A 13,686-nucleotide genomic window follows, 5' to 3' on the forward strand; every position below is an offset into this window, starting at 1 on the left:
TCCACCTCTGTTCAGTTCGCCAATACGTCGTGATATTCCGGATGTCGGTCGAACTGATTTTTCGTGAACGGACAGAGCGGGATGATTGTCTTCCCTTGTTCTCGAGCATATTCGACCACCGTAACGACAAGCTTCTCTCCGATTCCTTGTCCCCGAAGCTCATCACTGACGTACGTATGGTCGACAATCAGTTTATCCGGTCCAGTCGGCACGTAATGTAATTCTGCTGATGGTTCGTTCTCGTCCCCTACGTAAAACGTATTTTCCTTTTGCTTAATCTCCATTTACTCCCCACGCTCCTCATCTAATTTTAATGGAATGAAGAAATGATCACGCGTCGTCCAATCCATCTCATCCATCAAGATGTCAAATGATGTAGACAAAAACGTTTGTACTTCCCGACTCGTTCCTTCATCAAGCGGTAAGAAAAACTCACTCTTCTCCGCATCATAATAGGCAGCTTCCGGCTTGAGCGTTTCGGTCGGCATCGGTCTGAACAGGAACGGATAAGGTAAGACAAAATAGCTCGGACGTTCCGTTACATCGTCTCCGAGCCAAAATCCGAATTCAATCAACTGTTCATCGAAGGCGACACGCTCGATCACTTTATCTTCCGGAAACGGGTGCTCAATCGGATAGATGACGAGCGACGACACGTCGAATGTCCCCCAAAAGAGTGCCGGTTTGATTTTTCGGCATCGCAGTTTCGATAAGTACGTCAATTGTTCGTGCGCCGCCCGTTGAAACAACCTCAATCCTTTTCGGGCATACGTCGCGTCATAGGCGAGCGGCGTCTCATCCGTATCGAGTAACCCTTTGAACGACATCTCCTGTGGTTTCGGATTGATGCGTATGTTGACTCCATGCGTCCGCAGCCGATTGAATAAGTCATCGTGGTACGACTTGATTGTCTTCCCTGCTTCAATCGGGATAGCGTCCGTTTGATCTTCGACATGGATGACAAGGCAAGACGTCAACAGGTCCACATCAATTTGAAGCGCCCGATCTCCTTCAAATAACAACCCTGTCGTGAAGCCATGAACCGTAAGTGGCAACGAGACGTGCCCCCATTGCGGTTCCGGTGGTGCCAGTTTGAGCTTGATCTTTCCAAGAAGCTGCGAGATCAAATGCAGTGTCAATTTCGTATCGTGCCATTCTGAATGCATTGGAATGTGCATCCTCAATCATCCTTTCACTCTTTGCACGCCCCACTATGGTCGCAAATCGGTCGCTTCCCAGATTGCCCACACCCACATAGCGTGGCTCGGTAAGTGGAGATGACCTCATCCCCTTGCTCGATGTGAAGGTCACCGCGCACCTCGATTTGTTGCCAGTCGTTCAATTTCACCGACGTCGGGACGTCCGCCGTCTCCGTATCTCCACCATCTTTCCGAACGAACTGGAGCGCACCGCTCGGACAACGTTCAATCACCGTCGCAACGTCTGGCGCTTCGGCACCATCCGGTAAGATCCATGGTTTCCGCTTTGTATCAAACACTTCCGGTAGCCCACGTACACACTCTGCCGCATGGACGCAGAGCGACACGTCATAGTACACATCAATCGATTCTCCTACGTATTGTTTGCCTCGCATCGAATCACCCCTTATGTGTTTGCGGGTCTTTACCCGTTACACTATGAAAAAAACCCACCATCCAATGAATGGATGATGGGTCAAGTTCAGGCTTGCCTCATTTCTTGCATACGTTCAAGCTGATGCGTCAACTCTCCAATCGGGACGAACCGCGCCCGGCGGAGCATTTCTTTCCCGTTGATGAAAAAGAGGACGACCGGCACCGTGAAAATCGAGAAGGCACCTGCGACTTCAGGCACCTCGTCCGAATCCACTGCGACCGCCTCGATCTTAGGGAACTCTTTGAGCATCTCTTCGATTTGAGGTTTCAGCGCATGACAGACACTGCATCCCGGATGTGACACGTAGACGAGCAACTGTTCCGTGCCCGCAATCCGTTCATTCAATCCAGTCAAGGTTGTCATTGCTTCCATCTTGCATTCCTCCTAATGATTAAGCGTCGAGCCACAAGACACCGACCGTCTCGAATCCGGCATGTACCGCGATGGACGGACAGAAACGCGTCCGTACGATTTCAATCTCCGGTAACTTCGATTCGATGAGCGCGACGAGATCGTCTTGCATCTTCGGTGCGAGTGCCGTCTGAACGAACACTCGGTTGTCCTTCACACCGTTTTCCGCATGACGGCGTTCGAGCTCACCGACCATCTCCGCATACGCCTTCTTCAATGAGCGTGCCTTTTTGAACGGGATGACTTTCCCTGTCTCATCGAGGGTGATGATCGGCTTGATGTTCAAGATGTTCGCGAGGAACATCTCACCAGAAGAAACGCGACCGCCGCGGCGCATCGTCTCCATGTTTCCGATAATCATGAAGAAGTTCTTCTTATCGCGCCATGCTTCGAGCAACGCGACAATCTCTTCGACAGATTTGCCTTCTTGTTCAGCAGCCTTTCCGATTCGAACAAGTTCCTGCTGTGCTTCGAGCGCAGCATGTGAGTCGATGGCATACACTTTGAAGTCAGCCGCTTCGGCTGCCGCTTTCGAGTTTTTTGCCGTGCTACTCAATCCGTTCGAACAATGGACGGCGATGGCACAATCGTACCCCTCTTCTTTTAAGCGCTCGTAGCGGGCGATAAAGTCTCCGAAAATCGGTTGTGACGTCTTCGCTTCTTTCTTTTGGTCAATCATATACCGATGTAAGTCATCAAGCGAGAGATTTGTTTCACTATATCCGTTCCCGTCCACAATCAATTGAATCGGAACGATATCGACACCGAGACGAGCCGCTTCTTCTTGAGAGAAGTTGGCCATGCTGTCGGTAATCCATGCAATTTTTGTCATAACTAAAAATCCTCCAATGGTCGTTCATTTTTGTCCAATCCCATTATACCTTATTTCTTATCCCTATTCCTACCCGACCGAATAGGACGAAAAAACAGAGCGACACGCGGTCGCCCTGCTTCTCTTTACTTGGTGGAAATCAATTTCGTATGGGCGAACTCATCGTGTGGCAACTCGAGGTCTTTGTTCGACTTCATCTGCTGAAGTGCACGGATGAGCGGAATCCCGAGCGTCGCCGGATAGACGACGTCTTTATAGAGCGTCCGCTTCACGACTTGCTCGAGGGAGAGTGGGCGTCCGTCCGCACTCACGACTCGAATGCCGACGACGCGGTCACCCAATGTCTGACCTTTTTGATACAACATACAGTACACTTCACCTGCCATCGTCACGACGGTCGGCAAGTAATACCGTTTCACTTCCTTGTCTGGCCAAATCTTTTTACGGACGGCCTTTTCAATCAGTTTCGCCGGTGTCTGAAAGACGAGTTGGTCGATTTGACCGGCAACGGCTCGTTTCCAAAGTGGGACTGCCACAGCAATCATCCTTTCTCTCGGTTCTAGCCTTTCAATTCCTCTTTTACCGGCTGACGAAACCCTGAGAACGGACAACCACTCCTTGCGAACAGGTTCGGTGTCTTGATCTGATTGTCGTAATGCTCATGAAAGACGTGCGTCGTCGCTGGCGATAAAGGAGGGATGAGCCAACTCCATTGTCCGGTGACGTCACGCCCCGCGTCTCGTTCGTTTTTTTCGAACCGCTTGAACTGTTTGGCGGCCGTATGATGGTCGACGATCGTCACACCTGCCCGCTCGAACGATTGCAGGACGGCGATATTCAATTCGACGAGTGCCCGGTCGCGCCAAAGGGACCGCTCTTTCGTCGTATCGAGCCCAAGCGACCGTCCGACGAGGGGCAACAGATCATAACGGTCGGTGTCGGCCAAATTCCGTGCCCCGATCTCTGTCTCCATGTACCAGCCGTTGAACGGGACCGACGTAAACCGGAGCCCTCCGATCTCAAGCTCCATATCCGCGATTGCCGGGACCGCGTGCCATTTAATGGTCCGCCCGTCAAATAGGTCTACATCTTCATGCTGAATGTCCACCTCAAGCACGGCCTCGCTCGGCAATTCAAACAAGCGGACGTCTCGTCCGTCCGTGATCATGAGTGGGAGGATATCGAACGGTGTTCCGGCTCCGACCCATCCGAGCTCTTTTGCGCGCTTCGTCATCGTCACAGACATCGGGTCTCCGACAATCCCGTCCGGCGTCTCGTATCCCGCGTACCGAATCAACTGTGAGTTCAATAGTTTGAACTCGTTCGGAAGGACTGTCATCGTCGAACGGATTTTTCCACCGTTCGTGGCGAACTGAAGATGATCGACGAGGGAGGCGTAGACTGCCTCAAACGTATCGGCATCCCGTGCATCGATCACATGGAGTGTCTGCCAAAACAAACGACCGATGCAACGATTCGAATTCCGCCACGCCACCTTGGCGCCCTCACACAACTCTTCCGTCGTCAACGAATAAGTGCCCGTGCGCTCAATTTCATCTTTGATTTGCTGGAGGCGTTCGGACGGGGCGTCATGCCATTGCCGCATCCAGTCGCTCGCTTGTTCATACAGATTCATATCTAAGATCTCCTCACTCAATTCTCTCTTTCTCCATCTTAGAGAAAAGGAGACCTTCGTTTCAACTATCTATTCTCAGACATGGCACGTCGGGTCATCAGGATCGTTCCGGCTGGTGAACGAGTTTGATATAATCAGCAATTTCTATGCTTCCCGTCCCTTCTACTTCAAGGGAAGCCAGTTGCGCTTCTAGTGTCGGACTCGATTCGTATTCCGCAACATATTGATAGAGTCCATGCGTTATCTCAGTGATTCGGCGCAAGCGGACGGGTAAATCAACGCCTGACGGGAAGCGAATGATAAATTCGATTTCTCCATCTAATGGAAGACGAAGCGCAGAGTAGAAATGTAGATGTTGCTCCGAACGTGATGTCAACACAATCGGAGATTGACCAATCGCCATCTGTTGCTGTCGAATCGTTTTAATCGTGATTCCTGCTTGAATGTAACGGCTAGTCCCCCACTCGTGTTGATTGAATGAGTCGGGAGTGAGTTTTCCTTGAATCATCATATTTTCGAAAACTTCGCCTCTTACAGGCGGACTGAACAAATACCCTTGAATCGTCTTACATCCGAGCTGACGCAATAACAGGAGATCATTCATTTGCTCGATTCCCTCGACAACCACGTCGAGACCGAACTCCTCTGCCAAGACGACGAGGCTATGAATGATAGCTCGTGCTTGTTTATTTTCGGACACACCATGCCCGAAAATCCGATCGATCTTGATTGTGTTAACTTGAAACTGTTGCAAATAAGCAAGTGAGGAATAACCTTTCCCGAAATCATCGAGCGCAAGTTGAATCCCTAAATCTCTAAGTGATGAAAAAATGTTTGTGATGTGGTCGGATTCGTCAAGTCTTGATGTCTCGGCCACTTCAATCTCAATCCAATTGAATGACACATCATGTCGCCGACTCGCCGATTCGAACGTACTCAACAAATGTTCGTGGTACAAATATTTCGGTGAAACATTCAACGATATGGGAACTTTATTCGGTAATGTCGCCAAAAAGCGAAACACTTCATCAATGACGTAATCTGTCATTCGGATGAATAAGTTACTTTCCTCCGCCAATGGGATAAAATCGAGTGGCGAAACCGTTCCCCACAATGGATGTTCCCATCGAATGAGCGCTTCAGCCCCGGTGATTTCACCGGTCCACGTATTCACTTTCGGTTGATAGAGGAGATAAAATTCATTGCGGTCGATTGCGGTCGGCAAGTCTCGCAACAATTCGAAACGCTTTAGTTCTTCAAGATTCATGTGTGACGTATAAAGTGAAATCGGAGTCCCTCCCGTTTTGCCCGCTCTTCCCATCGCCATGTAACTTCGACGAATGAGCGTCACTTCATCAGAGGCATCGTTCGGATAACGGCTGACCCCGATTTTAATATTTGGATAAACCGAGTAGGGTTCAAGTTGAAAACAATGTTTAGACAGATTCAATAGGTGATCCCCGATGTGCAAAAGATGTTCATCGCCATGACTACCGGGCATAAACATCAGGAAGGTATCCCCGTCTAAATGACCGACGACCGCTTCATCCGGTACGATTCGTTGCAGTCGATGTGCCGTTTGAATACGCCACTCATCACCATACTCATGTCCGAACGTTCGATTGATGTCCGCGATTCGATTGAATGAGATGGCAAACAAGACGAATGTCAAATCTGCTTGAATCAATCGCGCAATCGACTGAAACATCGTCTCACGACTCGGGATATTCGTCATCGGATCGAATTCGTTTCGCTGCATAAGTTTTGCTTCTTGCTCTCTCACCTCAGTCACATCGCGAATCAATGCCTGAAATCCCCGAACCCGTCCCTTATGATCAAATAAATGTTGACGACTCTCTTTCATCCACTTTTGCTTCTTTCCGACAAAAATCCGATATTCCAGTTCGACATGATTCGTGTGCCGTGTCTCTTCGTTCGCCTGATTGATCTTTTCTAAATCGTCTTGATGAATCACTGCTTTCCAATAGTCAGGATGAGCATTGAAGTGTTTCACCGTATACCCAAACATCGTGTGGAACTGTCCTGCCGCAAACTCGATTTGATTTGTATCATAACTGTAATCGCAAATCGTCGTATCGGATGCCTCACATACGCGATGTAACAGCTCTTCTTTATCCGTCAGCTCGTGCTCGATTCGCTGCTGATCTTTCGTTGAAAAGATGACGTATGTCAAAACGTTACGTTCAAGAGATAACACACCTCGCACGGTCACTGGCATATCTTCAAACGTCTGTTGGTGACGAAGTCGAATCTCCATCGTAAAGTCGCTCTCCCCAGCATCTGCTCGCAACGATTGAACCGATTGCTTTAATCGTTCCCAATCATCAGGGTGCACCGTTTCTCGAATCTGGTCCGCACTCATCTCATTCAGTCGTTGCCTCGAAACACCGAGGAAAGACGAAACTTGGGAAGAGAAGGAGAACGACCCGTCCGCGAGATGTACTTCGATGATCATAAGACCGGGTACTTGTTCAAGCAACTCCCGGCCGACTTTCATGAAGGCATAACGGTTTTGTTTGTCCCATACGGCACTCATGTCTTTGACAATCCCGTAAACGCCTTCAATGAGCTGATCTTTATAAAGCGGGGTACACGTTACCGCAAACTTCCGCTTTTGTCCGTCTTGTACTTTGATTAGTTCAAAATGAACCGTTTCTCCAGCTAGCGCTTGTTCATGATATGGAATAAACTCTTCGGCTCCTGTCAAAGATAAGGCAAGATCGTCAAGTAACTGCTCCATTTTTTCGTTCGATTCGATGAGTTGCCCCTTCATATCGAGTACATAAATCGCATCTGGGTACTGTTCCATTTGGAGTGAGTCCACATGAAATACCGGAATCGATTCAGATGACAGTATATCTGTAACGTCTCCATTGACGCGATGAATCCATTTCTTAAAAATCGCCATACAATCTCTCCTTTCGAAAGAGATGGAAGTTTCAAACGGAAATTCTCGCGTTCATACAAAATATCTAGTTTACAAAACATTAATTACCAATTACCCATCATTGGGCCATTAGAAAACCCCACTTGTTTAAAGTGGGGTCAATAATTAATTTCGTTCGAGGACGAACGTCTTGTATGCAGGCACATTGACTGTTCCAGTCGCGCGCTTGATTGTCTTCGTTCCGGCACGATCGCCGTCGACAATCACGTTCCAGTTCCCTTTTGGAAGGGAAACTTGAACATTTGTCGGATTGGCGTTATGCGTGATGAACAAGTCGTTCTTTTGTCCTGGTGCGTCTTCATCAATCAAGTACGTGATGATATTCGCTTCCGCTTTTTGGAACGTCAAGAATCGTTTCACATCGCTCGCTTTCGTCATCCGAAGACCTGGGTTGGCTTTACGCATCTCAATCAAGCCTTTCATGTATTGGACGTCCGCCTTGCGGTCGGCTGCCCGTTTCCAGTCGAGCTGGTTGATTGAGTCTGGTGATTTGTATGAGTTGTGGTCACCTTCCTTCGTGCGCATGAACTCTTGTCCTGCGTGAAGGAATGTCGTCCCTTGGCTCGTTAAGAGAATGCTCGAGGCGAGACGATGCATCTTCGTCTTATTCACCTCAGATTCGTTCGGGTTCGTCAACGTCAATTTATCCCACAGAGTATGGTTGTCATGGGCTTCGACGTATGTGATCGCTTGCGTCGGTTCTTTCGTGAATCCTTTAATCGTGTCGCTATATGCGATCTCACCGACGATTCCCGTCTTCACTCGATTTTCCATACCTTCTTTTCCGTTGATGAAGCCGTTGTCCTCATCGTAGAAGACGCTACCTTTCAATCCATCACGGATGTTGTCGTTGAAGTGGGCGATGCCCGGCATTGCATAAGCGTTCTTTTGGTTTGCTTTGAGTTCGGCGTCAAGTGGCGTACCGAGGTCCCATCCTTCTCCGAAGACGAGGATCGACTTGTCGACTCGGTTCAACTCCGCACGAACTTTGTTCATCGTATCGACGTCATGAATTCCCATCAAGTCGAAACGGAATCCGTCCCAATGGTATTCTTTCGCCCAATAGACGACAGAATCGACGATCAGTTTTTGCATCATCGCCCGCTCAGAAGCCGTATCGTTTCCGACACCTGTTCCGTTCGCGAAGTCGCCACCTGCTGTGTAGCGATAGTAGTAACCCGGGACGATTTTGTGTAAGTTTGATGCCTGCGCATCGAACATGTGGTTGTATACGACGTCCATGACACCACGGAGGTTGTTGTCATGTAATCCTTGAATCATCTGTTTCATTTCCATGATGCGCACTTTCGCATCGTAAGGGTTCGTTGCATACGAACCTTCTGGTGCATTGTAGTTTTTCGGATCATATCCCCAGTTGTACGTCGCCATCGGATTCGTCTCATCGACCGAGGCCGTGTTGAAGTCATAGACCGGAATGAACTGAACGTGTGTCACACCGAGGTCTTTGACATGATCGAGCCCCGTCTTCGTCGCCGTTTTCTTCCCGTCAACGAGAAGACGTGTGCCACGTTCGACGACCCCGAGATACTTCCCTTTGTTTTGAATACCTGAATCGTATTTGTCCGTCTTCACATCGAAGATTGAGAAATCACGGACATGCGTCTCATAGATGATCGCATCCGTTGATTGTTTCAACTTCGGTTTCATCGAATTCCAACGTTTCGGATCTGTCTCTTTCAAATCGACGACGACTCCTTGGTCACCGTTCACGCCGACAGCCGTCGCATACGGATCGACCGCACGGACTTTTCCAGTCGCATGGGTCACTTGGTACGTATAACCGATGCCGTCCAGGTCGCCGCGCACTTCCGCCACCCATGTGCCACGCTCACCGCGTTTCATCTTGATGGCTTTTTTCATATCTTTGTCGTTCGTCGGTCGGTTCGTCGGCATGTTCCACAGCTCTAGTTCCACTTGTTGAGCCGTCGGTGCCCAAAGGACGAACTTCGTTTTCGCTTTTTGATACGTGACACCGAGTTTACCGTCATATGCATATTTCGCATCGAATTCCTTCGAACGAAGGACCTTGCCGGCTTGGAGTGTCTGTTCCCCAAACTCCGGGTGCGAGGCTTTGATGACTTTCGCTAAGTCGATGTCTGACTTGAATTGAATCGTGACAGACTTGTCGCCAGCCTTTTCAATCGATTCCACCGTTGCCCCTTCCACGCTCACTTCATCGATGAACGCATCCGTGATGACACGGTTAGTCGTGAGTGTCGCCTGACGGAACGTGTCCGCCGAGAACGAGACGAGTTTCGGAGAACGATCGATTTGTGGCTCTGAATAGTAGATTGTCGAATCTCCTTCAACGAGCCAAATCTCTTTTGCAGTCCCGAGAACGAATCGGTCTTCCCCATCCTTCTCCGTCCATTCTCCTTTTTTCGTGATCAAGCCCATGAGTTTCTTCGACTCTGGGTTAGCGAGTTTCACGTTCGCGACGGCACCGAAATCATCTGTCCCATCGAACACGATGCTCTGTCCGTCCCCACCGTCTGGCCAAGCCCATAGACCCCAGTCCGTGTATGTATTGTCGTAACGGAAATAATGAACGTTCATATCGATTTCTGTTGAAGCCGTCTCACCGTCCGGGTTTGACGTATAGATGGTCGGATCTCCTGACTTGATCCATACTTCAGCGACACCATCTTGAATCATGTCGCTCGTGATGAAGCGGTCATTCTCAGAACCTTTATCTTTGTCCCAATTGTCCGTGCGGACGATGAGACCGATTTTTTCAGGTGAATCGACTGGGAATTCGTAAGCCGCCACCTTTCCGAATGCATCTTCCCCGTTAAATGTGAAGCCTTTATTCGGGAAGTAATCTGGGCCGTTCGCCCAAAGCCATAAGTTCCAATCCTTTTCGTTATCCGGCGCCTCTTGATAATGGACGACGACAAGTGTCGACTTCCCTTTATCTAAAGCGGACGTCGTCATCGGAAACATTGACAGAATTAGTGCAAACGTTAGCACAACTGCCCATACGGGTTTCCACTGCTTTTTGACCATGAGGGTCCCTCCTTGTAGCACTATTTTGAGAAAACGCTTACACAAAAAATTGTAAACGGTTTCCTTTAGTGAAGCAACGTTATTTTAGAAAAGGGTCAATTGGCATCAATAGCCGCCCATCTCATATAGGGAATATGAACGAGTGAAGTCCTCATTCACGAAAAAACGACGTCCGGTAGATTCGGACGTCGTCTTGTTTAGTTCCCGTATTTTTTGAACAACTGATAGTTCTTATTTCCACCTGACAAGTTGTACACGTCAGTGAATCCGAGGTTACGGAGCACGTTCTGAGCCGCATTCCCCGTCACCCCTCCATTACAGTAGACGACGGTCGGTTTGTGCTTGTCCATGTCTTTCGCCGCTTCCCGGAGGTTACCGAGCGGGACGTTGACGGCACAATCGACACACGCCTTCTCGAACTGCGCAGCTTTCCGCGTGTCGATGATTTGCATGTCTTCCCCGGCATCGATTCGTGTCTGAAGCTCGGCCGGTGTGATGAGTCGCGCCGCCTTGTCGATACTGTTCGAAAGCACCATCCCCGTATACATGACCGGATCTTTCGTCGTCGAGAACGGTGGTGCGTAGGCGAGGTCGAGGTGGAACAAGTCGTCCACTTTCGCCTTGAGCGTGATGGCTGTGACGAAGACGTCGATTCGTTTGTCGACTCCTTCGAATCCAACGATTTGGACACCGAGCAGTTGACGTGTCGCACGGTCCGCGACCGCTTTGATTGTCATATCTTTCCCACCCATGTAGGCAGGCTTATCCGGTTTCGTATTATGAAGCACCTCGATATCGTATCCGAGTTCACGTGCTTCTTTTTCGGCGAGACCCGTCTGTGCGACGGCAAGTCCGAACACTTTGAAGATACCCGTGCCGAGGATACCCCGATGTTCGAGATGACCGCCCGTGATGACGTCCCCGGCGGTCCGCCCCATCTTGTTCGCTGTCGAACCGAGTGGACGCCAAATCGGTTTGCCTGTCACGATCGAGAAGCTCTCCGCGACGTCTCCGGCCGCATAGACGTCTGGGATGTTCGTTTCCATCCGCTCATTGACAGCGATCGCACCCGTTTCCCCTATCGTGACGCCCATCTTCATGGCGAGCTCGACGTTCGGTCGGACTCCGACCGACAAGATGACGAGGTCCGTCTCAATCGTCTTGCCACTCTCCGTGACGACCCGTTCGACATGTCCGTCGCCGACAAGTTCCGTCACGGTCTCACCAAGCATGAGCTCGATTCCGTTCTTCTCGAGGTGCTCCTCGACGCGACACGCCATATCCTTGTCGAGTGGCGGCATCACTTGCGGCACACGTTCGATGATGGTCACGTCCACCCCGCGAAGCTTCAACTGCTCCGCCATCTCTAGACCGATGAAGCCGGCGCCGATGATCGTCGCATGTTTCGGGTCTGTCGAATCGACGAAGGTACGTGTCGCCTCCGCATGTTGGATGTTTCGAATCGGGAAGACGTTGTCGGACTTCACCCCTGGAATCGGTGGGATGATGCTCGACGCACCCGTCGCAAGGACAAGGACGTCATAGGTGTCCGTGAGCGTCTCACCCGTCTCTAAGTTTTCAACCGTCACCGTCTTCGCGTCTTTGTTGACAGCTGTGACGTTATGACGTGTCATAACGTCAATGTTGTAACGCTTCTTAAAGAAGGCAGCGTCACGCGGCGTCAAGTCGTCACGTGACTCGACTTCTCCACCGATGTAATATGGAATCCCACATCCCGAATACGAGATGTCGTAGTCCCGGTCGTAAATCGTAATCTGTGCGTCCTCGTTGTTCCGACGTGCTTTCGCCGCGACCGATGTCCCGGCAGCGACTGAACCGATGATGACTAGTTTCATATAACCACTCCTCAATAAAGTAATAAGCTGATATATAGACCGAGCAATGTGATAGCGAGTGTCGGAATCGTCAAGATGATCCCGACTTTGAAATACTCACCCCACCCGATTTTAAGCCCTTTCGTACGAAGGACGTGGAGCCATAGAAGTGTCGCCAGCGACCCGATCGGGGTAATCTTCGGACCAAGGTCTGATCCGATGACGTTCGCATAGATTAACGCTTCCCGAATCTGCCCGGTCGTATGCGTCAAGTCAATGGCGAGCGCGTCAATCATGACGGTCGGCATGTTGTTCATGACCGATGACAAGATGGCAGCCAAAAAGCCCATCCCGAACGTGGCACTGAATGCGTTCACCGCGAACCAGTCGATAAAGTTCGCCAGTACTTGAGTGAGTCCGGCGTTTTGAAGACCGTAGACGACGATATACATCCCGAGCGAGAAGAAGACGATGGCCCACGGTGCACCTTTCACGACTTGAGTCGTTTGTACCGCTGACGAGCGATTCGCCATCACGAGGAAGAACAAGGCGATGACACCCGCGACGAGCGAAACGGGAATCTCCACTAAATCACTCGTGAAGTACCCGATGACCAGTAACCCGAGTACGACCCACGATAAGCGGAACATCGTATGATCTTTAATGACGGACGAAGGTTCAGCCAACTGTAAGGCGTCATAGTGTTTCGGGATGTCTTTTTTGAAATACAAGTACAACACGAGCAAACTGCCCGCGACCGCGAACACGTTCACGAATACCATCCGCGCGGCGTACTCGGCAAAACCGATATCAAAGAAGTCGGCTGAGACGATGTTGACGAGGTTCGAAACGATGAACGGGAGACTCGCCGTATCGGCGATGAATCCGGATGCCATCACGTATGCCAAGACGACCGCGTCCGGCAGTTTAAGAGCCCGGACCATCGCCAAGACGATGGGGGTCAAGATCAGCGCTGCCCCGTCGTTCGCAAACAAGGCCGCGACGAGCGCACCGAGTAGTGTGATATAGACGAAGAGCCTCACCCCGCCACCTTTGGCGATTCGCGCCATATGTAATGCGGCCCATTCGAAAAATCCAATCTCATCTAAAATGAGCGAGATGATGATGACCGCGATGAAGGTGAACGTCGCGTTCCAAATGATGCCCCACACCGTGCCGACGTCATCAAGATTGACGACACCTGAAATGAGGGCGATGACGGCCATTCCCATCGCCGAGTAACCGATGCCTAGGCCTTTCGGTTGCTTGATGATCAGAAAAAGCGTCACCACAAAAATTAAACTAGCAATCCACTGCACAATGAGTTCCTCCGATATTCTCT

At 50.2% G+C, this 13,686-nt stretch carries 11 protein-coding genes; all 11 read right to left on the reverse strand.

The annotated features are described in order from the left end of the window. Positions 1-11 precede the first annotated feature (11 nt). Positions 12-284 (reverse strand): GNAT family N-acetyltransferase, encoded by a 273-nt coding sequence (locus KNO90_RS04110; RefSeq protein ID WP_215113051.1) that lies wholly within the window; start codon positions 282-284, stop codon positions 12-14. Next, entirely contained in the window at positions 285-1,166 is an 882-nt protein-coding gene (locus tag KNO90_RS04115; protein ID WP_251127319.1) for a DUF5996 family protein, read from the reverse strand. A 26-nt stretch (positions 1,167-1,192) separates the two neighbouring features. Further along, entirely contained in the window at positions 1,193-1,594 is a 402-nt protein-coding gene (locus tag KNO90_RS04120; protein WP_215113052.1) for a (4Fe-4S)-binding protein, read from the reverse strand. Between the two features lie 86 nt (positions 1,595-1,680). Further along, positions 1,681-2,007 carry a thioredoxin family protein gene (locus tag KNO90_RS04125; protein ID WP_215113053.1) on the reverse strand — a complete coding sequence of 109 codons (327 nt, stop codon included), beginning with the start codon at positions 2,005-2,007 and terminating at the stop codon, positions 1,681-1,683. 19 nt (positions 2,008-2,026) lie between these two features. Next, positions 2,027-2,878 carry a DegV family protein gene (locus KNO90_RS04130; RefSeq protein WP_215113054.1) on the reverse strand — a complete coding sequence of 284 codons (852 nt, stop codon included), beginning with the start codon at positions 2,876-2,878 and terminating at the stop codon, positions 2,027-2,029. Between the two features lie 125 nt (positions 2,879-3,003). Then, on the reverse strand, positions 3,004-3,423 hold the full coding sequence (locus KNO90_RS04135) for an RDD family protein (protein ID WP_214741872.1): 420 nt from the start codon (positions 3,421-3,423) through the stop codon (positions 3,004-3,006). Between the two features lie 14 nt (positions 3,424-3,437). After that, a complete protein-coding gene (locus KNO90_RS04140) occupies positions 3,438-4,514 on the reverse strand; it encodes a nitric oxide synthase oxygenase (protein WP_214741873.1) in 1,077 nt (358 codons plus the stop codon). A 97-nt stretch (positions 4,515-4,611) separates the two neighbouring features. Further along, positions 4,612-7,443 carry an EAL domain-containing protein gene (locus tag KNO90_RS04145; protein ID WP_214741874.1) on the reverse strand — a complete coding sequence of 944 codons (2,832 nt, stop codon included), beginning with the start codon at positions 7,441-7,443 and terminating at the stop codon, positions 4,612-4,614. Between the two features lie 144 nt (positions 7,444-7,587). Further along, entirely contained in the window at positions 7,588-10,509 is a 2,922-nt protein-coding gene (gene pulA / locus KNO90_RS04150; RefSeq protein ID WP_214741875.1) for a type I pullulanase, read from the reverse strand. Positions 10,510-10,706: 197 nt separating this feature from the next. After that, on the reverse strand, positions 10,707-12,365 hold the full coding sequence (locus tag KNO90_RS04155; protein ID WP_214741876.1) for an FAD-dependent oxidoreductase: 1,659 nt from the start codon (positions 12,363-12,365) through the stop codon (positions 10,707-10,709). 11 nt (positions 12,366-12,376) lie between these two features. Then, positions 12,377-13,663 carry an arsenic transporter gene (locus KNO90_RS04160; RefSeq protein ID WP_214741877.1) on the reverse strand — a complete coding sequence of 429 codons (1,287 nt, stop codon included), beginning with the start codon at positions 13,661-13,663 and terminating at the stop codon, positions 12,377-12,379. Positions 13,664-13,686 lie beyond the last annotated feature (23 nt).

The sequence above is a fragment of the Exiguobacterium sp. s63 genome (genome assembly GCF_018617335.1).
In the GTDB taxonomy this organism is placed as follows: domain Bacteria; phylum Bacillota; class Bacilli; order Exiguobacteriales; family Exiguobacteriaceae; genus Exiguobacterium.